Origin of the sequence: Coleofasciculus sp. H7-2, assembly GCF_042747725.1 — a bacterium.
Classification (GTDB): domain Bacteria; phylum Cyanobacteriota; class Cyanobacteriia; order Cyanobacteriales; family FACHB-T130; genus FACHB-T130.
Genome location: NZ_JBHZGO010000101.1, coordinates 211,668 through 233,422, shown reverse-complemented (window position 1 = coordinate 233,422; position 21,755 = coordinate 211,668). Strand labels below are relative to the sequence as shown.

At 46.9% G+C, this 21,755-nt stretch carries 19 protein-coding genes; 15 read left to right on the top strand and 4 right to left on the bottom strand.

From position 1 onward, the window contains the following. Positions 1 to 128: 128 nt before the first annotated feature. The 3 genes from ACFW2W_RS21220 to ACFW2W_RS21210 form a co-directional block, all read right to left on the bottom strand. Complete coding sequence (locus tag ACFW2W_RS21220; RefSeq protein ID WP_378182835.1) at positions 129 to 1,175, bottom strand: YdcF family protein; 1,047 nt, start codon at positions 1,173 to 1,175, stop codon at positions 129 to 131. Between the two features lie 83 nt (positions 1,176 to 1,258). Continuing rightward, complete coding sequence (gene pap, locus ACFW2W_RS21215) at positions 1,259 to 2,749, bottom strand: polyphosphate:AMP phosphotransferase (RefSeq protein WP_378182832.1); 1,491 nt, start codon at positions 2,747 to 2,749, stop codon at positions 1,259 to 1,261. A 233-nt stretch (positions 2,750 to 2,982) separates the two neighbouring features. After that, a complete protein-coding gene (locus tag ACFW2W_RS21210; RefSeq protein ID WP_378182829.1) occupies positions 2,983 to 4,473 on the bottom strand; it encodes a choice-of-anchor Q domain-containing protein in 1,491 nt (496 codons plus the stop codon). Between the two features lie 663 nt (positions 4,474 to 5,136). On the opposite strand from ACFW2W_RS21210, the gene ACFW2W_RS21205 reads away from it, so the two are divergent. From ACFW2W_RS21205 to ACFW2W_RS21140, 14 genes are all read left to right on the top strand, one after another. After that, complete coding sequence (locus ACFW2W_RS21205; protein ID WP_378182826.1) at positions 5,137 to 7,761, top strand: filamentous hemagglutinin N-terminal domain-containing protein; 2,625 nt, start codon at positions 5,137 to 5,139, stop codon at positions 7,759 to 7,761. 253 nt (positions 7,762 to 8,014) lie between these two features. Further along, positions 8,015 to 9,013, top strand: coding sequence for a UDP-glucose 4-epimerase GalE (galE, locus tag ACFW2W_RS21200; RefSeq protein WP_378182823.1), 999 nt, complete (start codon positions 8,015 to 8,017; stop codon positions 9,011 to 9,013). Beyond that, a complete protein-coding gene (locus ACFW2W_RS21195; RefSeq protein WP_378182820.1) occupies positions 9,006 to 9,407 on the top strand; it encodes a hypothetical protein in 402 nt (133 codons plus the stop codon). The genes galE and ACFW2W_RS21195 overlap by 8 nt, the downstream gene beginning before the upstream one ends. A gap of 93 nt (positions 9,408 to 9,500) precedes the next feature. Further along, complete coding sequence (locus tag ACFW2W_RS21190; RefSeq protein WP_378182817.1) at positions 9,501 to 9,941, top strand: hypothetical protein; 441 nt, start codon at positions 9,501 to 9,503, stop codon at positions 9,939 to 9,941. Between the two features lie 288 nt (positions 9,942 to 10,229). Beyond that, complete coding sequence (locus tag ACFW2W_RS21185) at positions 10,230 to 10,400, top strand: hypothetical protein (protein WP_378182814.1); 171 nt, start codon at positions 10,230 to 10,232, stop codon at positions 10,398 to 10,400. Positions 10,401 to 10,532: 132 nt separating this feature from the next. Continuing rightward, a complete protein-coding gene (locus tag ACFW2W_RS21180) occupies positions 10,533 to 11,516 on the top strand; it encodes a prohibitin family protein (protein ID WP_378182811.1) in 984 nt (327 codons plus the stop codon). A gap of 92 nt (positions 11,517 to 11,608) precedes the next feature. Beyond that, entirely contained in the window at positions 11,609 to 12,775 is a 1,167-nt protein-coding gene (locus ACFW2W_RS21175) for a glycosyltransferase (protein WP_378182808.1), read from the top strand. A gap of 161 nt (positions 12,776 to 12,936) precedes the next feature. Next, positions 12,937 to 13,686, top strand: a complete 750-nt coding sequence (locus tag ACFW2W_RS21170; protein ID WP_378182805.1) for a sugar transferase — start codon at positions 12,937 to 12,939, stop codon at positions 13,684 to 13,686. Positions 13,687 to 14,235: 549 nt separating this feature from the next. Further along, positions 14,236 to 15,315 carry a GDP-mannose 4,6-dehydratase gene (gmd, locus tag ACFW2W_RS21165; protein ID WP_378182802.1) on the top strand — a complete coding sequence of 360 codons (1,080 nt, stop codon included), beginning with the start codon at positions 14,236 to 14,238 and terminating at the stop codon, positions 15,313 to 15,315. 129 nt (positions 15,316 to 15,444) lie between these two features. Next, a complete protein-coding gene (locus ACFW2W_RS21160) occupies positions 15,445 to 16,389 on the top strand; it encodes a GDP-L-fucose synthase family protein (RefSeq protein ID WP_378182799.1) in 945 nt (314 codons plus the stop codon). Between the two features lie 168 nt (positions 16,390 to 16,557). Beyond that, entirely contained in the window at positions 16,558 to 17,130 is a 573-nt protein-coding gene (locus tag ACFW2W_RS21155) for a 5-formyltetrahydrofolate cyclo-ligase (protein ID WP_378182796.1), read from the top strand. Positions 17,131 to 17,373: 243 nt separating this feature from the next. Continuing rightward, positions 17,374 to 18,252, top strand: coding sequence for a carbohydrate ABC transporter permease (locus ACFW2W_RS21150; RefSeq protein WP_378182793.1), 879 nt, complete (start codon positions 17,374 to 17,376; stop codon positions 18,250 to 18,252). Continuing rightward, on the top strand, positions 18,252 to 18,554 hold the full coding sequence (locus ACFW2W_RS21145; protein ID WP_378182790.1) for a hypothetical protein: 303 nt from the start codon (positions 18,252 to 18,254) through the stop codon (positions 18,552 to 18,554). Before ACFW2W_RS21150 ends, ACFW2W_RS21145 begins: the two co-directional genes overlap by 1 nt. Before the next feature lie 296 nt (positions 18,555 to 18,850). Beyond that, positions 18,851 to 19,507 carry a vancomycin high temperature exclusion protein gene (locus ACFW2W_RS21140; RefSeq protein WP_378182787.1) on the top strand — a complete coding sequence of 219 codons (657 nt, stop codon included), beginning with the start codon at positions 18,851 to 18,853 and terminating at the stop codon, positions 19,505 to 19,507. Between the two features lie 88 nt (positions 19,508 to 19,595). Here the strand turns inward: ACFW2W_RS21140 and ACFW2W_RS21135 are convergent, their stop codons facing one another. Continuing rightward, positions 19,596 to 21,107, bottom strand: a complete 1,512-nt coding sequence (locus tag ACFW2W_RS21135; protein WP_378182783.1) for a CIA30 family protein — start codon at positions 21,105 to 21,107, stop codon at positions 19,596 to 19,598. 77 nt (positions 21,108 to 21,184) lie between these two features. Here ACFW2W_RS21135 and ACFW2W_RS21130 point away from each other — a divergent pair, with 77 nt between their 5' ends. After that, a complete protein-coding gene (locus ACFW2W_RS21130) occupies positions 21,185 to 21,730 on the top strand; it encodes an HAD-IIIA family hydrolase (RefSeq protein ID WP_378182780.1) in 546 nt (181 codons plus the stop codon). Positions 21,731 to 21,755 lie beyond the last annotated feature (25 nt).

Genomic DNA, 21,755 nt, shown 5'->3' with positions numbered 1-21,755 from the left:
AGCGTTGCGGTGCGAAGCACGGACAGAGAAAAGGCGACAGGCAATAAAACTTCCTTGCAACCTGCAAGAGGCTCTAGCCTAACACCCAACCCTCAACCATCGTAGACGAATTGTTGCTCGTACTGCTTCTATAAAACGAGGGGTGTCAACCAGCCGCGTAAGAAGTAGTAGATGAAGGTGAGATATTCTTCTACCACTCGCGTTGTCGTGACTAGCGCTTCCACACTGGGAACAAAATCTGTAATGCGGAGGCGTCGGGAGGGCACTGCCCCCGTTTGAAATGTATAAAAATCTGTGGCTCTGGGAATGACCGTGACGCCCAAATTTGCAAATGATAGGTTGGCACGGCGAATATTTAAACCGGAAGTAACGAGGATAATGCGGCGCGATCGAATACCGCGCTGCCTCAAGATTTCCTCAACCCTGACCGCGCTGGTGCGGAGGTCAACTCCACGAGGTTCAATCACAATCCGGTTTCGGGGCACGCCTATCCTGACGAGCAGCGTAGCGACATCGTTAGCCTCGGTGATACTATCTTGATTTCCTGTCAGCTCCGCTCTGGGTCCTGCACTGACAATTATCAAGGGGTCATTGCCGTTTTGTAGCTGTTCTTGATACAGCTGAGCGGCGTATAGAATGCGATCGCCCGTATCAGTCAATTGAATCTGCGTCCGGTAGGGAAGATTTGGTTGTGTCGTCCCTCGTCCCAGCACCACAATTGCTCCCACAATTTGAGATCCGGTTGGCGTAATATCAGCAGGACATTGAGTTTGGCAAATTAGCTGGCGTCGTTGTTCCAGTTGAATCGCCTCCAGTTCCGCTTGCTGAGCCATCCAGTAGGCAACAATTGGCAAACTGGACAACAGCAAAACTATGAAGGCTATCCTAAGTTGGTTCCAAGCTACGCCTGCTATCCCTCCCTTTTTCACCCCGCCGATGGCGAAAAACAAAAGCATAATCGACAACCCCAGCGGTTTGAGCGGAAAGGAGAGAATGTTCCAGGCACTTGCCACCAGCCTCTCGTTGGGGTTGTAAAACGCCATCACCATGATGACAAATAACAGCAGCCCGCCCAACCAAGCTAGATATTGTTTGGGAATCCATCGCACCAACAAAAAGTAGACTAAAGTGCCAATCAGCAGCCACAGCAGAACTCGCGTTAGTAGTAAAAACATAGTAGGTAATTGCTAATGGGTAATGGGTAATGGGTAACGGGTAATTGACTAATGACTATTTACCACCGATTACCGATTAGCTCTTATCGACGTTTCAATTCGGCTCGAATCGCCTCGGTTACGGTTTGAATTACCTTAACACGGGCATAGTATTTATCATTCGCGGCAACAATTGTCCAGGGAGCGTTAGGAGTGCTAGTACGCTGAATCGCTTGATTGACTGCCACCTCATAGAAAGCCCAATTGTCCCGATTTCGCCAATCTTCGGCGGTGAGTTTGTATTGTTTAAAGGGGTCATTCTGACGCACTGTGAACCGCTGATACTGTTCTTCAGGACTAATATGCAGCCAGAACTTGACCAAAACGTAGCCAGCATTAGTGAGTTGGCTCTCAAACTCATTGATTTCCTGGTAGGCTCTGCGCCATTCCAGTTCTGTGGCAAAGCCTTCAATGCGCTCTACTAACACTCGTCCGTACCAGCTGCGGTCATCAATGGCAATTGTCCCTGCTGTTGGCAACCACCGCCAGAACCGCCAGAGGTAGTGATGGGCTTTCTCTTCATCCGTAGGTGCTGCGAAGGGATGAACGGCATAACTGCGGGGGTCGAGAACATCGGTTAAGCGTTTGATGGCTCCTCCTTTACCGGCAGCATCCCAGCCTTCAAACAGCACCAGGACGGGCACCTGATGTTTGTGAATCTTCATCTGAAGTTTCAGCAGTTCTACTTGTGCGTCGCGTAACTGCTTTTTGTACTCATCCTTGGAGAGAGCGAGATTGAGATCGACTTGAGCTAAAAGATCCGGTTCTGCTGGGTTGAGGCGTTCTTGAGGGGATGCTGGGGGGAGAATTGGCGTCCGAATGTGGAGTCGGTCGAGGGCTTCTGTGAGGGTGGCAGCGAGCTGGGTGAGGACTTTTACCTGCGCCCAGCGTTGGCAGTTGCCCTCAACTAATGTCCAGGGGGCGGAGCCAGTGCTGGTTTGGACGAGCATTTCCTCGGCATAATCTACATATTTGCCGTAGTGTTTCTCTTGTTTCCAGTCTTCCGGACGCACTCGCCAGGAGTCTAACGGATCTTTGGCATATTCTTTTAGCCGGTGCTTTAATTCTTTGCGGCTTAGATGAATCCAGAATTTAGCGATCGCATTTCCATCATCCACCAGTTGCCGCTCAAAGGCGTTAATCTCCGCCATCACCGTTGGGATTTTTGAGTCCTCGATTCGTTCAAACAGTCGGTCTTCTAAAACATGGGTGTACCAGCTGTGATAAAAAATCCCAATACTGCCCTTTACTGGCAGTCTCCGCCAGAAGCGCCACAAAAAGGGGTATTGTTGCTCTTGCTCGTTGGGAGGCCAAATCGGGTGAACCGTAAAACCTCGCGGGTCCATGTAATTGACCATTTTCTTGACTAAAGCACCTTTCCCCGCCGCCGCCCAACCTTCCAGCACCACAATCATGGGTAGCTTTTTGTCCCAGCAAGCCTTTTGGAGCGATCGCATTTGACGCATTAGCGTCTCAATCTGAGACTCATAAGTATTTTTATCGAGACAAAGATCCAAATCCAGCGTATCTAGCATAATCTTGACTAGAGAAGACCCGTACCTTTAACTATCTCCTAGTCTTGCACTTATTGAGCTGACTACTCAGCAAACATCCCCAAATGTCAAAGCTTATACATAAAAATACAGGAGCCAAAAACAAGAAGAAGAAAAAAACGCTTTTTCTTCTTCTTGTTTGCTCTGGGCAACAGATAGTTTAAAAAAAAATCGGTAATTGGTAAATTAGATCCCATTACCAATTACCGATCTGATTATTTTGCTTCAAATGCTCCGATATCACAAACACCACCTTGCGGTCTGGCAACACCCCGTTGATCGGTTGCCAAGCAAGTCGCATTGTTTCCTGTATTAATCGCTGGACTACCTGCTAATAGTGGTAGAGTCTGAGTCAAACCACCAGTCGCAGAAAGCGCACCTAGCTTTGGATTAACAATAGTGATGCCAACCGTGCAGTTTTTGTCGCTGGGATCGTTCGGGTTTTTGGCGGGAAATTGGATATTGTTGCCGCCGTCGATCATTTCGTCAGAGCAATTCTGTTTAATATTCCAGGTATTCCCCCCATTATCCGCCTTATTGTTAGCGATAATTGTATTCTTCACCGTTACATCTGTTTTGCCGCCAAAAATACCAGCGCCCATAAACCCAGCATAATTGTTAGCAATCGTGGCATTATTGATGGTCATCTTGCCACTAGTTCTCATAATTGCACCGCCCAGACCTCCCTTCGCGTCTGGAGTCACCGCTCGATTGCCTGAAAAAGTAGTATTAGTAACTTCTGCGCTTACGTCATTTCCAGTCCAAAGCCCCCCGCCCTGATTAGCAGAAATGTTGCTAGAAAAAGTAGTATTTCTCACCACAAAAACAGTGCTGTTTGTCCCAGCACTGTAATTAGGAGCAGTCGTAGTGCCACCAACTACAAAAATAGCACCGCCAAATCCTTTATCCCCAGTCCCCGTAACGCTGTTCCCAGAAAAGGTATTGTTTTCGATTACTGTCGTATTGTTGTTATAAAGTTGGTTAAAGAAAGCACCACCTTGATTGGTGGCAGTATTGTTTGTGAAGGTGTTATTCCGCAGGATAATTTTGCCAAGATTGCCATTAGCACCATCATTATAAATGGCACCACCCGCCCCACCAGGAGCGACAATTCCAGCGCTATTTGCCGTGAAAGTACTGTTAGTTACGGTTAAATCGCTGAGCAAGTCATAGATTGCACCGCCGAGGCTAGCTTGGTTTCCTGTAAAAGTGCTTTTATCTATAATAATTGTACTTTCACTCTTACTATAGATTGCACCGCCTCCAGCCTCTCCTGGCTTCGTTGATTTATTGTTATTAAAGATACAGTTAAGCACTACTAACTTACCTCTATAGCCACTATAAATACCGCCGCCATTTTCGGTACTAAAACCATTAGCAATGGTGAGGTTTTTAAGTGTCAGTTGAACGAGACTATCAGTGGATAAAATCCGATTAGTTCCATTTCCGCTGAGAGTCACTACACTTCGTCCATCGATTACCGTATTAGCGGAAAGTACCTTTTCTTTAACTACAATCGTATGCGGACTGGAGCCACAATTAAAGGTTACAGTCCCACCGCCAACTAAAGCAGTATCTAAAGCAGCTTCAGTACAACTTGCAGCGGTTCCATTCCCGACAATTCCAGCCGCATCAGCTTTTTGATGGGAGGAGATCGTTAAGGCGACGCAGAAAGCGAGAGTGAAAAAATAGAGCGGTTGTTTCATACCAAAAACCTCATTGTTCAAAATTAAAGCAGATACTCGTGTTGGCAATTTCTCAGCTAAGTGGTATCTAAATGAACTTATTTTTTTTAGATACTAAATATTGTGCAATTGCAAAAATGAGTCGGGAATTAGAAAGATTGTTAGCTTAGCTTCTAACCTAGATGTTTGGCAAATTAAACATTTATCGGGTTCCTAAAAAATCTGGCAATACTGAAATTAGGAAAAGAGTTGTAACCAGAGATAGACTCTTTACCAAAACTGAGCAATTTAATCCTCCGAGAATATACGTAACTTTTATTTGGCAAAATTGCCCTAGAACAATCCTTATTAGATAGTTCGTGGTTTTTGGCTGTTAATCCGGAAAGTAGTTCAATTTTCAGTAAATTTACACAAAATTTATAGTGCTAAAGTATCGCGGAATCAAAAATTTATTTTTATTCAAAAGCAAAAATAATGATTGACCGTAAACTGGGTAAAAGATTCGTATTTATGCGTAGGTAAAAATAATTTTACCCATAAATTTACGGAAATAAATCTTCAAATATTTTGCTTTTAAAAATATTTTATTTATCTATTGATTAGGTGTTTTTGAAATCCTGATGGTTCCATAAATCCTGGTAATGAGGAGCAGGATAAATCATGACTCCGATGGGTTAACACCAGATGAAATTAGCTTTTAAAAGTTCTGGCGTATTGCTTGGGTTACTTGCCGTTGCACCAGCGATCGCTGTGAAACCGGCACAGGCAGAAACGATTGTTCCAGCTCAAGATGGTACAGGCACTATCGCCGTTCCCGAAGGCAATACAATCGATATTGGCGGAGGAAAACTCTCTGGTGATGGAGCAAACCTTTTCCACAGCTTTGAGCAATTTAACCTTAATGCAGACCAAATAGCTAACTTTATTTCTAATCCCAAGATTGAAAATATTTTAGGCAGAGTGGTAGGTGGCAATTCCTCTACAATTGATGGCTTAATTAAAGTCAGCGGAGGAAATTCAAATTTATACCTAATGAATCCTTCGGGGATTATATTTGGTGCCAATGCCAGATTGGATGTGCCGGGAAGCTTCACCGCAACCAGTGCTACAAGTATTAATTTTGGCTCTAATTTTTTTAATGCTATCGGCGATAATAATTACGCAGCATTAAAGGGAACACCCAGCAGTTTTTCATTTAATACTGCTCAACCGAGTGCCATTGTCAACTCTGGAGAACTAGCTGTTAAAACAGGACAAAATCTCACCCTGCTGGGTGGCACTGTTGTCAGTCAGGGAACTCTGTCAGCACCAGGCGGTAAACTGATTGTGGCAGCGGTACCAGGACAGAATACATTACGGATTAGTCAACCCGGACAATTGCTAAGTTTAGAGATTCAACCCATTTCTCCTAATGCTAGTCAGTCTTCAACCGGAACAGTTTCCTCGCTACCTCAGCTACTAACGGGTAGCAAAGCGGGAAATGCCAGTGGACTCACTACAAATAGCAAAGGAGAGGTGGAACTAACGGGTTCTGGTATCAAAGTAGAAGCGGGGGACGTGGTAGTCCGTCAACTCAATTCGGGAACAGCTACTCTTTCAGCAAACCACAATTTAACCTTAGTTGAAAGCCAGATGCAGACATCTAGAGATATGAATTTGCTGGCAAAAGATACCGTGCGAGTGCGAGATAGCGTAGCGACTCCTTTTGTGGCGAAGGCGGGAGGTAATCTTACCGTTCAAGGCAATCAAGCGGTTGATATTTTGGCGCTGAATCACCCAGAAACACCCTTTCAAAGTGGCGGCAACCTCAGTTTAATCAGTGATGGAGTGATTTCTGGAGATGCTCACTATTCAGCAGGTGGGAATTTCTCAATTCTCAACTTATCGGGAGCAGGCGGCAAGTTTCAAAGTATCTACGATCCCATCATTACTTCCGATGGCGATGTCATGCTGGATTCTTATACGGGTGCTTCGCTCAAGATAATAGCAGCCGGAAAAATTACGATTAGTGGAGATGTCGTCATTAATGCGATCGATCCAGAGGTAGACCCTTCTAGCCGTGCCTTGATTTTACAAGCGGGTGCGGCTGGTACAACCGATAACGTACTCTTCACCGAACCTATTCCGGGTGCATCTCCCGAATATTTTGACGACGCAGGCGCAAATCCCTCCTACACAACATTTGTGAAATCTCCTGCCTCGCCGGGAACGATTACGGTTGCAGGAACTATCAAATCTGATGATTTATTTGGGCCAGCCGAACCATTAAATGTTACCTTGTCAGCACCGGGTGATATTAATGTCCGAACGATTCAGTCGTCTGGGGGAAATATTAGTATCACTAGCACTAATGGTTCTATCAATGCCGCCGATCCAGTCAATCAAGTTTACAATTTAGACTCCCGGAATCGCCCCGGTAACGCGGGTGCAATTACCCTCAGCGCCCCATCGGGAAATATCACAACCGGAGATATATTTTCCTCTTCTGATAACTTTGGCACGACGGCTTCTGGGACTGGCGGCGCGATCGCTATTACAGCAGGAAGCAATATCAAGACTGAAACGATAGATTCCAGTTCTAAGTGCAATTCTTGCTCTTCCTCTGGCGATGGCGGTGACATCACGCTGATTGCTGGCAATGATATCGCCGCCAAAATCATCGATGCTCAGAGTCTTGGCAGTGGCAAAGGCGGTGATGTAAATATCGCGGCGGGACAAAATCTCACCGTAGATAATAAGTTCGTAACTTTTACTTACAACAACCCCAGCATTAACACTACGGGGACGGGTGGGGGTGGAGCCATTAATATCAACCATCACGGGGGAGTCCCAGTCCCCGCAACTCCTTTTGTCGTTGGCGATCCCACAACGAATGGAACTGCCCAAGCCATCACCACGGGCACTTCTACGATTTCGCCCCCCGAATCTTTCCCAGGTGGAACTGTTCGGGGCAATATTACCATCAACACCACTCCTCCACCGCCCATTCCCGCGCCAATTCCCGCGCCAACTCCCGCACCAACTCCTACCCCTGTCCCTAGTTCAAATCCCCAACCGGAAACCGGGAACCAACCACCCAAGACAGAAATTCTGACAGACTTTCAAGGAAATACACTCTCACCCGTACCAGTAGAAGGTGCGGACAATAAAAGACCGATTTTATGTACGGTAGAGAGTCTCGAAGATGAAAAGCTGCCGATTTTACACAGGTTGCCTCGCTGTCAAGAACGCCCTGACAAGCCAGCAGAAACCTCTAAAGCGGTATTGCCACGACACCCACAAAGCGATCGCGCACTCCATCAAAAGTAATCAATGTCGCTAAAGCGCTTGTTTGTAACCTCACCAGCCTCAAAAATCTCTAAGATATAATTTTGAATCGCCCAGAAATACGGATGCTTCCGCATTTCTGGGCGATTTTCAGATGAAAGAGGTAGGCGATCGCTAGTTTGGTGAAGGAAAGTGTTGATGAGGAAAACAGGCTCTCTTACTTAGAAGAACGCTTTGCCCTCAGTTAGCTATCCTTATAAAGCATTGATATCAAAGTTTTGAGAAGGGATTGAACGTGTCGCAAGTCAAACCAACCATTCTGGTGACGGGTGGAGCTGGATATATTGGAACCCATGCCGTACTGGCGCTGATCGAGGCAGGCTATGGGGTGGTGGTATTGGATAACCTGGTGTACGGACATCGGGAATTGGTGGATGACGTACTCAAGGTAGAGCTGGTAGTGGGAGATATGAGCGATCGCGCTCTACTTGACCAACTCTTTGCCACTCGCAACATTGCGGCAGTCATGCACTTTGCTGCTTATATTGCTGTAGGAGAGTCCGTCACCGATCCCGCGAAATACTACCACAACAACGTCACCGGCACTCTGACACTGCTAGAAGCAATGGTGGCGGCAAACGTGAAGAAATTTGTCTTTTCTTCTACTTGCGCTATCTACGGGATGCCGCAGGAAGTTCCCATGACCGAAAACCATCCCCAAAATCCCCTCAGTCCTTACGCGACGAGTAAGTGGATGGTAGAGAAAATTCTGGCGGATTTTGATGTCGCCTACGATTTCAAGTCCGTGGCGTTCCGCTATTTCAATGCCTCTGGTGCGAATCCCGACGGTTTGCTAGGTGAGGATCACGAACCAGAAACGCACCTAATTCCCCTGGTACTCCAGACAGCTTTGGGCAAACGGGAATCGATCTTCATTCTCGGCACCGATTACCCGACACCTGATGGCACCGGAATTCGGGACTACATCCACGTCAGCGACTTGGCAGATGCCCACGTTTTAGGGTTAGAGTATCTCCTGCAAGGGGGAATGAGCGATGTCTTTAACTTAGGGAATGGCAACGGTTTCTCAGTTAGAGAAGTGATTGAGACAGCCAAGGCAGTAACGGGTCGAGAGATTTCCGCAGTAGAACGCGATCGCCGTGCCGGGGACGCCCCTATTTTAGTCGGCAGCAGCGACAAAGCCAAAAAAATCCTCAGTTGGTGTCCGCAATACGCAGACCTGAGTAAAATCGTTGCTGACGCTTGGCAATGGCATCAGCATCGTCATGGATAATTCTGGAGTGGAAGTTAGATTAAGTCGTTTAGAATCGATTGTTGAACAAATTGCAGAGGCAGTACTCGCTACCACTGAGACAATTGACCGTCTTGCCGATCGAGTAGATGCTCTCACCATTCAAGTACAACAACAGGGAAATCTTAGAGAGGCAGTACTTGCCACCAATGAGACAATTGACCGCCTTGCTGACCGAGTGGATGCCCTCACCATTCAAGTACAAGAACAGGGGCATCAAGTCCAACAGCAACACTACCAAATCTTTGCCTTAAGCGATGCGGTGCAAACCTTGGCAGAAACCCAGGATGATTCTCTGGTGCGGTTGATGCAACTGACAGAAGCTTTACAACGCCTTGTGGATGCCATCGAAGCAACCGAAGAGACTGAATCTTAATCTCAGTCTCTCGCGCCGCCATCGTATCCCGATTGGCTGTCAATCCCAGGGAAATAAAGTGGAAGTACCCATCAACTCATCAGGAGAGTTTTCATGCACTTTCTTCGTCGGTATGCTGTCATCCTTCCCGCGATCGCCGCCGTCAGTTTCTTGAGCGTCAGTTGCAGCGACAGCAAAATCACTCAGTGTCAAAAGATATTCCAGATTACCAACGAAACGGTTAATGAAACCAAAACCGTTACCAATGGAGGTAAGAATAGCTCTCCCGAAGCGCTAGTCAAAACAGCCGATATTTGGGATAAATCAGCTCAAGGAATGACAAATATCAGAGTCAACGATGCAAAGCTTAAAAAGTTTCAAGCTGATTTTATTAGAATGTATCGAGATAGTAGTAAAGCAACCCGCGAATATGTTGCAGCTCTTAAAAAAAGGGATTTCCCAGCAGTTGATGCCGGATTTAAAAAATTGCAAAAAGCCTATAGTCCAGAGAAAGATTTAGTGAATGCAATTAATAGCTACTGTTCTGGTAAGTAGATGGAGCTAATATTTTTAGGATGGGTAGAGCATAAGCGAAACCCATCGGGAGCATCCCGATGGCAGCAAATATACACCCACAGGCTAGAAGCCTGGGGCTAGAAGAATGAAGCCTGACGAGAGCAGGCTTTGTTTGTTTAGCCGCGAATGCGAGTCGTCGGACATTTTTAGTTGGAAGGCGAATCACTTAGTATTGCTATGAAGCGGTTCTTTTAGGAGCGTGCAATACAAATCCTCGTAGAGACACGGCAGCAAGAGTGTCCCGGAGGTGTCATCAAACAAGTGAGAATGGGTTATATTCTGGCAGGCTTCCCCAACTGCCACCGACACCTCCGCCTCAAACTCCAGATTTTGCCCGAAAAAGTGTTGGGGATTGGAGAATCACTCAAGTGTCAGTGGTCAGTAGCGAAAGAAAGAAACAACCAACAACTGACAAGTAGGTTAGCACGGTCGGGCTAACCTACCCACTGACCATTACGGCAATTTCTTGAAATATCCTTACAAATTACCAGGATTACTGCATTGGAACTGGCAGAATTGTAGCAATCGGCGGAATACATCCCTAATCAATCAACTGGGATTTTCACTTTTATGTCGTCAAACAGTCCTGACATTCCTCCTCCGTTAAAGAGCGATCGCTCTCCTAAACCTCCTAGATTTGTTACGCCCATTGCCCCCGGGCCAGTCGTTGTCGCCGGACTTACCTTTCTGGCTCTAATTATGGGTTTAATGCTGCTAAAAACCGTGTGGCGCACCATTCGCCCCGGTTACGTCGGCATTTTGTTTGATAAAGCATCCCACCGAGTCGTCACCAATGCTTTAGAGCCTGGTTGGGCTTTTATTAACCCGCTTTCCCAGGATATCCAAGAGTATCCCATCACTATTCAAACCTATTCAATGGTGCAAAAAGGTACTGAGGGGCAGATGGAAGGGGATGACTCGATTAAAGTGCAAAGCAACGAAGGGCAACAGCTGAATTTAGATGTGGTAATTCAGTATCAAGTAAAACGGAACGAAGCCAACTTACTGTACCAAGACTGGGGAGGTGCCCCAATCGAAATAGTGGAAGATCGGGTAGTGCGACAGTACACGCGATCGCAGGTGCCCGTTATTGTCTCTCAGCATGGCTGGGAACAAATCACCGCTAGTAAGCGCGGCGAGATTGCCCAACAAGTTTCTGAACAACTGAGTCGGGAATTTAGCAAACGCCATCTAGAACTCGTCTCCTTCGGGGTTCGAGAAGTTCATCTGCCTGCTTCTTTGCAACAAGCTCTCGACACCAAAATTCAGGCGCAACAAGCCGCAGAACAGCAGAACTATGCCTACGAACAAGCTAAAATCAAAGCCCAGCAGGTAAAAGTAGAAGCCCAGGGAGAAGCAGAAGCGATCAAAGTAAGGGCGAAGGCACAGGCGGAAGCCAACCAACTTTTATCGCGTAGCATCACTGCCGATTTAATTCGTTACGAACAAATGCAAAAGTGGGACGGCAAGCTGCCTGTCTTCAGCGGCAACGGGATTATTCCCATGCTCAACGGTGCTGATTTATTCAAAGGGCAAAGCCAGCAAGGGAAATAATTAGTGGCAAATCGAAAGCGATCGCTTCTGGTGAGCGATCGCTGGCTGAGGAGTGAGTAAAATTTACACTCAGCCCTTAAGTACGCGCAACTGTGAAGTCAGCTTTGTCATTAAAGTATGCCCTCGTCCATGAATGGTTGACCCCCCAAGCTACTGGCGGGTCAGAACTCGTTGTCCGAGAAATCCTCAAGCACATTGATGCCGACCTCTATGCCCTAATTGACTTTGAATCCACCAATCCCGAAAGTTATCTATTCAATCGCCCCATTGGCACCACATTCCTGCAACACTTCCCGAAAGCCCGCAATGGCGTCCAAAAATATCTCCCCCTATTGCCGCTAGCGATTGAACAGCTGGACTTACGCGACTATGACGTAATTCTCTCCTCTGCCCACGCCGTCGCCAAAGGAGTCCTCACCAGTCCGCAACAACTGCATATCTGCTACTGCCATACGCCCATGCGCTACGCCTGGGATTTAACTTTTGATTACCTAGACAGTAGCCGACTAGGACGGGGTCTCCCAGGCATCCTGACGCGGTATCTCCTCCATCAACTGCGTCAGTGGGATGTCCTCTCCGCAAACCGTGTTGATTATTTTATCGCCAACTCCCAACACACCGCACGTCGTATCTGGCGCTGCTATCGGCGTCAAGCAGAAGTCATTTATCCACCCGTCAATATCGAGCGGTTTTCCTTTCAGCCCCAAAAAGAAGATTTTTACCTCACCGTTTCCCGGCTGGTGAGTTACAAGCAAGTATCTTTAATTGTCCGATCTTTTAACCAACTGGGACGCCCGCTTGTGGTGATTGGCACGGGTCCGGAACTTGACGAAATGCGCCAACTAGCGAAACCCAATGTAAAAGTGCTAGGGTCACAACCAGATGATGTTGTTGAGCAGTATATGGCTCAAGCAAAAGCATTTGTATATGCAGCCTGTGAAGACTTTGGCATGGCGTTGGTAGAAGCCCAAGCTTGTGGCACTCCTGCGATCGCCTATGGTGCTGGTGGGGCGCTAGAAACCGTTCTGGATATTCGGGAACACCCGACACAGGGGACTGGCTTATTTTTTCCAGCCCAAACAGAAGCGGCTTTGATAGAAGCGGTAAAAACCTTTGAGGCGTCGCAAGGATTGTTTAATCCAGAGATTGCTAGAGTACGCGCTTCTCAGTTCGCCCCTCAAATTTTCCAGAAGCGCTATCTAGCCTTTCTAGAGCGCTGTTATCAAGAATTTCAGTCATCCTCAGTTATTCGTTCCTAATCATCAGTCATGGTATGTTAGCCGGTTGCTAAAAACCCATGACCAATGACCAATGGTCAATGACTAATGACCGAATTCTACTTTCTGGGACTCCATTCGCTGTCTTCAGGCGTCTTGTGGCTTTATGATCGGGACTGTGTGGTGTGAAGTGAAGGAGTAAGATGACTGCCGAAAGCCAACTTATCTCCGGCAAGATGTTGTGGGCGTTCGTGAAGCGAGGTTTTCAACCACTCGCGCCGACAGGTAGGCCCAGAGGTTTGAGCAAACAGCGAGACCTCCCCCTACAGCGTCTAGACCGAGATTTCGCTAAGCGATGTTTTGATGTTCTGTTTTCGCTATCGGTTTTGATTTTGTTTTCTCCCGTTTACCTGCTGTTGGCCTTGCTGATTGCTCTTAGCACACGAGGTCCGATTTTTTATGTCCAGGAACGGGTAGGGAAAAATCATCAGCCTTTTGGCTGTCTCAAATTCAGAACGATGGTGCCAAATGCAGACGAAGTGTTGCTGCAAATGATGGCAACCTCACCCCATCTGCGTCAGGAATTCGAGGATAATTTCAAACTCAAAGACGACCCTCGAATTACATGGATTGGTAAATTCCTACGGGTGACTAGCCTGGATGAGTTTCCCCAATTCTGGAACGTTCTTAAAGGGGACATGAGCGTTGTCGGACCAAGACCTCTGGTTGCCGAGGAGTTGTCAAAATACGGGCATCACATTGACAAAGTGCTGACGATTCGACCTGGAATCACCGGATTGTGGCAAGTTTCTGGGCGCAATGACATCCCTTATCCGCGCCGAGTGCAGATAGATGTCTATTACGTCAATGCCAGGAATTTCTGGCTGGATTTGTGGCTGGTTGTAAAAACAATTGGCGTTGTCGTTTCTCCCAAAGACAATGGTGCCTACTGAAACATAGCCGATGTTCGGCAATCCATCCCTCAAATAAAGTTCTTTGAACGACTCCTACAGCTTTCCTCCAGGCGTGGAGAGAGCTGTAGTACTTTGCCAGTCATTGTTTGATGAGTTGTAGAAGAGTGGGAGTTACGCTTGCCTCGACAGCGGGTAAACTCTTCATGTCTAATTTCACGGTCTAGATAAGTGGGTTGCCGTGATGGCGATTAATCAATGTGTGTGGCTCGGAACTTATGCAGCAGATGTTGTACGTACTCTTGCAAGAAGCTTTTCTCCTCCTGTTTGATTAACATTCAGTCCACCGTTGAAATACGTAAGTCTTATTGCCGATGCTTAGCAGAATCTACGTATATTCCTGATGTTGCGCCAGAGATTTTGAGTTAACGTAAGGAGTGACTTAAGAATTTCCTCTGCTTACAGAGGGATTTTTCATAAATTTGGGTGCGAGTGACTTTTGCTGCGACATTAGCGAGAGAAAACTCACAGGAGAATTACCAGTTACTGTTAAGACGATTGTTTCGTCACAGGCTATAGGGAATATTAAGTATGACGCAACGCAAACGAGCGCTAATTACGGGCATTACGGGACAAGACGGTTCTTACTTGAGCGAATTTTTGCTTGAGCAAGGCTATGAGGTTCACGGGATCATTCGCCGGACTTCTACGTTTAATACAGACCGAATCGATCATATGTATGAAGACCCTCACAAAGAGGGTGTGCGGTTGTTTTTGCACTACGGCGACTTAACCGATGGCACGACGCTACGCCGGATTTTAGAGCAAGTCCAGCCGGTAGAAATCTATAATTTAGGTGCCCAATCCCACGTCCGCGTTAGTTTTGACTCGCCGGAATATACGGTTGATGCAGTCGGGATGGGGACGCTGCGCCTTTTGGAAGCGATTCGGGACTACCAGCAGCGTACCGGCATTGAGGTACGGTTTTATCAGGCGGGTTCTTCTGAGATGTTTGGTAAGGTACAAGAAGTGCCTCAGAAGGAAACCACACCGTTTTACCCCCGCAGTCCTTATGCCTGTGCGAAGCTTTACGCTCACTGGCAAACGGTGAATTATCGGGAATCATACGGACTATTTGCGTGTAACGGAATACTGTTTAACCACGAAAGTCCACGGAGAGGAGAGACGTTTGTAACGCGCAAGATTACCAGAGCGATCGCCCGCATTATTGCTGGTAAACAGAAAAAAATCTACCTGGGTAATCTCGATTCCAAGCGGGATTGGGGCTATGCAAAAGACTATGTAAGAGCAATGTGGCTGATGCTACAGCAACAGGAGGCGGATGATTACGTTGTAGCCACGGGAGAAACTTACTCAATTCGTCAGTTTCTGGATATTGCCTTTGAACACGTCAACCTAGATTGGCAAGAATACGTGGAGTTTGACGAACGCTATCTGCGCCCAGCTGAAGTAGATTTACTGATTGGCGATCCCACTAAGGCAAACCAAAAGCTGGGTTGGAAACCATCGGTTACTTTTGAAGAATTAGTTCGCTTGATGGTGGAAGCGGATATGCAAGCTTTGGGCTTGACTTGTCCGAATGGCAACGGTTTGCACTCGCCTCTGGATCTTGCCACGATTCGCCAGAATGTAGGTAGTATGCACGATTAAATCGTTTTGAATTGTAGGGGCAAGGGCGATCCCCGTGCCCTACTGAGTGATGAGTGATGAGTTTTGAATTAACTCATCACTCATCAATTTTTGGAGATATCCTGAATCCAGTGGAGGATGGCAAGAGATATGGCAACTTTAGATTTGAGCGATAAACGGATTCTCGTCACTGGCGGAGCTGGTTTTTTGGGACGTCAGGTGATAGATCGGTTGTGTAAAGCCGGAGCCGATCAAAACAAGATTACAATACCGCGATCGCGCGAGTCCGATCTCCGCTCCTTAGAACACTGTCAACGCGCCGTTGAGCAGCAGGATGTCGTGATTCACCTCGCCGCTCACGTCGGTGGCATCGGTCTGAATCTGATAAAACCCGCTGAATTATTCTACGACAACCTGATGATGGGCGCTCAACTGATTCATGCTGCCTATCACGCAGGGGTTCAAAAATTTGTTTGTGTGGGCACTATCTGCGCTTATCCCAAGTTCACGCCAGTGCCATTCAAAGAAGATGACCTCTGGAATGGCTATCCGGAAGAAACCAACGCCCCCTATGGCGTTGCTAAGAAAGCTTTACTGGTGCAACTCCAATCTTACCGGCAGCAGTACGGCTTTAACGGCATTTACCTGTTGCCAGTGAACTTGTACGGACCAGAAGATAACTTCGATCCCAATAGTTCCCACGTGATCCCAGCTTTAATTCGCAAAGTACACGAAGCTCAAGCTAGAGGCGACAAGCATCTACCTGTATGGGGCGATGGGAGTCCTACCCGCGAGTTTCTCTACTCAACGGATGCTGCTTTGGGTATCGTCATGGGTACGCAGGACTACGATGGCGCAGAACCCGTCAATTTGGGAACGGGTTATGAAATTTCTATCAAGGTTTTGGTAGAACTGATTTGCGAACTGATGGATTATCAGGGCGAAATTATCTGGGAAACTGATAAGCCGAACGGTCAACCGCGCCGCTGCTTAGATACAGAACGGGCTTGCCGAGAGTTTGGCTTCACTGCCCAAGTTGACTTCAAGCAAGGACTGAAGAATACGATCGATTGGTATCGGCAACACGCTGAGTAAATGTGAAAAACTCGCAAGTGTGAAAAACCCGTTTTGTTTAGCAAAACGGGTTTCTGTGTTTTCAGGAGCGAAAATCGCGTTAGCGATCGCAAAACAAGTCCCCAGGATATCGAGACCAGGGGATAGACGCTAGCATCACCTCGTAATAAACCTATATTTATAAGGCTTGTGAACAAAGTCGATAATCAACTGAATAAACTGAAATTGAGGCGATCGCTTCTCAAAGCACGGCAATTGATGCCTGTGGAAGAATGGAGAGAAAAGAGCGATCGCATCTGTACCTACCTCGAATCTTCGCCCCTATTTACCCAATCGAAAACTGTCTTAGCTTATTTCAGTTTTCGACAAGAACCTGACCTCAGCCCCCTAATTACCGATCGTCGCCAATGGGGATTTCCTCGCTGTGTTGGCGATACTCTCATCTGGCATCTCTGGAAACCCGGAGAATCCCTACAAAAGGGTGCTTATGGTATTCTTGAACCGCACCCAGATGCCCCCATTTTACAGCCAACTGAGGTAGATTTAATTCTTGTGCCATCTGTAGCTTGTGATGTGCGGGGATATCGTTTAGGTTATGGTGGAGGTTATTACGATCGCTTGCTCAGTTCAGGTGAATGGGCGACCAAATTAACTATCGGCATTATCTTTGACTTTGCTTGCTACCAAGAGTTGCCGATTGATAATTGGGATAAATCTTTGCAGGCTGTTTGTACAGAAACGGGATTGAGGATGATGCGATGAAATATCAAATCCTCAATTTTAAATTTTTAATTTCCGCGCAGAGGACAATGTCCTCTGCGCTCCAACCACCTACTTTTAGCAAGCATTTGGTTAGACCAATACAATTACTATAATATGACCTAATAATATTAAAGTCAAGTATTTTTTCAAAATAAACATTATAAATGGTTGGCAAAAACAGTGATAGTTGTTTATTTTCTTATTTATTAATTCAAATTACAAAAAATTAGCTACTGTCGCCAAATGATGAATTCCAAAACTCAAAACTCAAACGCGATTTATCGCCTTTTTAAAACTGAAAACTCAAAAGTTAAAACTCTTTGGATGTATGGGTTACTGGGAGCGATCGCGCTAGTGATGCTCTTTCCCCTAATTTGGCTGATCAGTACCTCCTTAAAATCTCCAAATGAAAATATCTTTCAGTTCCCACCCCAGCTAGTGCCACGAGAGCCGACATTCCAGAACTTCATCACAGTTTGGCAAACCAATCCCTTTGGTCAGTATTTGTTCAACAGTACCTTGGTGGCAGTGCTGACTGTGGGCTTAAATCTGCTGTTCTGCTCGCTTGCCGCTTACCCGTTGGCACGGCTAGATTTTCGGGGACGAGACATGGTTTTTGCAGCTGTCGTCTCCACGATTATGATTCCGTTCCAAATCGTGATGATTCCCCTGTACATCTTGACCGTGCAGCTGGGTTTGAGAAATACCTATTTGGGAGTTATCTTGCCAAGCGTCGCCTCTGCCTTTGGGATTTTCCTGCTGCGGCAAGCATTTCAGGGTGTTCCCAAAGAACTGGAAGAAGCCGCCCGAATGGATGGTTGCTCTGAGCTAGGCTTGTGGTGGCACGTCATGCTTCCGGCAATTCGCCCAGCACTGGTTTGCTTGGCTCTTTTTGTTTTTATCGGTTCTTGGAGTGACTTCCTCTGGCCCTTGATTGTCCTCGACCGACCCGAATATTACACCTTGCCTTTAGGCGTCGCCACCCTTGCCGGAGCATTATCCCTGGATTGGCGACTGGTTGCAGCGGGTTCTGTCATTTCCATTACCCCAGTGCTGCTTGTTTTCCTGTTTTTGCAGCGATATATTGTGCCGACAGATACAGGTAGCGGCGTCAAAGGTTAGTGGCGTTTCAGGAACAGGGCGATCGCGCAAAGATTTCTAAAAACACGCTATCCAGCCAGAAACAGATCGGTGCCACTGTTGGCTTTATTTTCAGTTCTAAGATTCCTGAATTCGACCCGAAAGCGATCGCGCACGAGAGATTTCAGGACTTATGCAACATCACCACATTTGCCACCGCAACCACAGGGGGATTGAACCGACAAGAACGCTATATGTATAAGCTTTGCGTAAGTCCTGATTCTGATGAGAATAACAACTTTAGGACTTACGCACTGAAACCTTCAAACCTTGATCCCCGATAAATTGGGGGGAACCTCTAAAGCCCCCAATTTATCGAGGGTTGGGGGATCTTTTCTGCGTAAGTCCTGAACTTAAGACATAGGAGCATAGAAATTAGATTTCTTCCGGATACAGCTACCTTGCTGATGTAAAACAAAGATTAGTAGATGCACCCTGATGTTTACCCCTGGAGACAAGCCAGGGGTTTTTCTTTTTGAGGGGTTTTTTGACCTATTGATGTTTTCCGGAGTTGGGATGCAATTCCTTGAGGCTAGCTAGAACAGATTTCGGATAACGTTTGGGGGGAGTTTGATTGAGCGTGCGTCAATGGTTTTTGTCTAACTGGCGTCGTGTTTTCCTGCTCCTAGTGTTGGGAAGTGCCGCGATCGCTCCCGCGACGATCTACTATGTGAGTGCAGTCACCAGAAGCGATCGCTACACCGATGCCTCCCAAGTTCCGGCTGAGCGCGTCGCCATTGTCTTTGGTGCAGGAGTGTTGCCCGACGGTAGCCCAACGCCGATGCTAGCCGATCGGGTGGAAGCTGCTATCCAACTTTATCAGATGGGTCGCGTCAAAAAACTCTTGATGACGGGGGATAATAGTCGCACCGACTACGATGAGGTGAGCGTGATGCAGCGTTACGCAAGCGATCGCGGTGTACCTGCTAAGGATATTACTCTGGATTACGCTGGTTTCAGCACTTATGAAAGTTGTTATCGCGCACGAGAGATTTTTGGTGTGACGCAGGCGGTTGTCATCACGCAGCAGTTCCACCTGTCACGCGCCGTGTATACTTGCCGTCAATTAGGTGTAAATGCGATCGGCTTGGGCACACCCGATTGGGGACGGTATGGAGATCGGGTGATGAAATCCTATACGACGCGGGAAGCACTAGCGACTGTGAAAGCCGTTTTGGAGGTTAAGATTATCCGTCCTCAACCAACTTTTCTAGGACAATTTGAGGGAATAAAGTAGGGAGAGGCAAATATTTGTGAAGATTAGTAGACTTCTTGCACGCAGTTGATTTTCTGATGAAACCGCAGATGCAAGAAGTCTATTTGTTTTAGGATTTGATTGCGGCGATGCGATCGTGCAAGCTGGAGAATAAGCTTTCCCAGTCGGGAGAACTTTGAGTATCTTCTGCCTCTTTTACCTCAAAGGTAAGATTACACACTTTGGGTTGTTCTAGCGATCGCACGCACAATTCGGCAATATCTTCTCGGCTGACTTTGCCCCGGATATTATCACCTTGCTCGAAAATTAACGCCTTGCCTCCCGGTTCTTCAGTCAAAGCACAAGGTCTAATAATTGTGTAAGGAATACCACTTTCACGGACACTCTCTTCCCCGCGCAATTTCCAAGTAAGGATTCCTCCTAGTTGATCGTTCATTCTCACCGCTGGCGGTTCTTCTTCTAAATTAATGCCGGGACGACCGGGACGAGTCACACCCGCCGAACTGACCATGATAAATTGAGGCATCGCGCCGCCATAAGCTTTGATAAATTCCACCTGCAAAGCAAAGCCGCCTGGTGAAAACTTTGGATTTAGTTCTCCGTCGTATTCAAACTTGCTCAGCATCAACTGGAACGAGCAAATTTTGCTGGGATTAATTGGTTCGCCATCTTGCAAAGTTTTGGCGCGAAACACGGGAATTAAGTCAGCGAAGGGAACGCGAACATTCATCCAGGTATTTGCTACGGTATCAAAGGAATAAGAATAAGCAACGCCATCCCATCTGGCTTCTGTGCGGATGAAGAACTTGTAGCGCTTTCCATCGCCTCTAACGCGCAATTCCACACCCTTGTATCCTGCCAAATCAATCGGAGTGTCAAAGTTGCGGGTGCGAACGGAAGCAAAGCCACCAGAGTTGTCGGTTGACACGTTGCCAGCAAACAGCGCTGTGCCTTCCACCAGTTGCATCCCACTCTGGCTTACACCACCCATAACGACATCATCCACCGCACCCCAAGTATTTTTGATGTCATCTGATGGATTAGTAAAATCAAATACCACTTTTTCGTCAGATCCCCCCTCAGTAAGAGGGGTAAAGTAGTTAGCAGCAACTTGCACTAAGTTCTTGATGCCTTGATAGTCCACGATTTCCGGACTGTCTACAACTTCGGGCATATAAAACTTGATACCCTGATAATACTTAGCCCGATCCGGTGTATCTCCCCCGACTGGCTGCACCCGAACGCCAGTGCAACAAATTACAGCAGTGACGTTCGGCATCATTTCCGCAGTCAAGGTTTCTGGGATGGTGATGTCTCCCTCAAAGAGTTCTACGTTGTCGCCAAGCATTTCTCGCGCTTTGTGAGTATTTCTGACGAGGGCACGCACTTGATATCCCCGTTCAACCAGTCGCCGCACGACTCGCTTACCGACACCACCCGTTGCCCCAGCGACCAGTATCACTCCCACGCGCTTTCCTCCAATAGGTTTGTCTTTATTATCCTTGGCACGACCTTGCAGCAACCGCTGAAGGCAGTTGAAGAAAGGAATTACCTCGAAATAGGTCAGCGTTTGCAAAAATCTGCCGAAATCCCATTTAGATCGGTTATTTTGATTCGTCATCTTCTTGTAACCACGTTTTTATCTTACTTTTCCCCTTATATTTTTTAATAGCTAACTGACTTCCAAACAACTCTCTAATGGAGCAAGATCGTTCAGCCGTCAATGCTGAAACTAATTTACTTATCCTCGATCTCGATGGCACAGTGCGATCGCCACTCTCAGATAATAAGTTTATCGAGCGTCCCGGCGATCAGCAGATTATTAAAGGCGCGGAGAGAGCGATCGCTTACTTCTCCGCGACTGGCTGGAAAATTGTCGGCGTCACCAATCAAGCGGGTGTCGCCAGTGGCAAAAAATCTCTGCAAAGTTGCATCAAAGAGCAGCAGTACACTTTGGAATTATTACCACAGATAGAAGAAATTTATTTCTGTCCAGACTTTGAAGGAAAAAAGTGTTTTTGCGTAACTCGCAGCGATGTTGTTAACCACAGCAAGCACCCTGAATCTGGAAAGTTTCGCAAACCGAATCCAGGAATGCTGAATTTGGCGATAAAAAAGCACTTGCCAGACAAGGTTTTAATGATTGGCGATCGCTCTGATGACAGGAATGCAGCAAAAGCCGCAGGTATCAAATTTCAGCAAGCAGAAAGCTGGAGACAAACCTATGGCGATACTGAGGTTTGAAGGGATGGGAATGAGAATGCGATCG

Coding starts and splice junctions, on each gene's coding strand:
- ACFW2W_RS21220 (WP_378182835.1), bottom strand. CDS start 1,175: ATGTTTTTACTACTAACGCGAGTTCTGCTGTGGCTGCTGATTGGCACT.
- pap (WP_378182832.1), bottom strand. CDS start 2,749: ATGCTAGATACGCTGGATTTGGATCTTTGTCTCGATAAAAATACTTAT.
- ACFW2W_RS21210 (WP_378182829.1), bottom strand. CDS start 4,473: ATGAAACAACCGCTCTATTTTTTCACTCTCGCTTTCTGCGTCGCCTTA.
- ACFW2W_RS21205 (WP_378182826.1), top strand. CDS start 5,137: ATGAAATTAGCTTTTAAAAGTTCTGGCGTATTGCTTGGGTTACTTGCC.
- ACFW2W_RS21195 (WP_378182820.1), top strand. CDS start 9,006: ATGGATAATTCTGGAGTGGAAGTTAGATTAAGTCGTTTAGAATCGATT.
- ACFW2W_RS21190 (WP_378182817.1), top strand. CDS start 9,501: ATGCACTTTCTTCGTCGGTATGCTGTCATCCTTCCCGCGATCGCCGCC.
- ACFW2W_RS21185 (WP_378182814.1), top strand. CDS start 10,230: ATGGGTTATATTCTGGCAGGCTTCCCCAACTGCCACCGACACCTCCGC.
- ACFW2W_RS21180 (WP_378182811.1), top strand. CDS start 10,533: ATGTCGTCAAACAGTCCTGACATTCCTCCTCCGTTAAAGAGCGATCGC.
- ACFW2W_RS21170 (WP_378182805.1), top strand. CDS start 12,937: ATGACTGCCGAAAGCCAACTTATCTCCGGCAAGATGTTGTGGGCGTTC.
- gmd (WP_378182802.1), top strand. CDS start 14,236: ATGACGCAACGCAAACGAGCGCTAATTACGGGCATTACGGGACAAGAC.
- ACFW2W_RS21160 (WP_378182799.1), top strand. CDS start 15,445: ATGGCAACTTTAGATTTGAGCGATAAACGGATTCTCGTCACTGGCGGA.
- ACFW2W_RS21150 (WP_378182793.1), top strand. CDS start 17,374: ATGATGAATTCCAAAACTCAAAACTCAAACGCGATTTATCGCCTTTTT.
- ACFW2W_RS21135 (WP_378182783.1), bottom strand. CDS start 21,107: ATGACGAATCAAAATAACCGATCTAAATGGGATTTCGGCAGATTTTTG.
- ACFW2W_RS21130 (WP_378182780.1), top strand. CDS start 21,185: ATGGAGCAAGATCGTTCAGCCGTCAATGCTGAAACTAATTTACTTATC.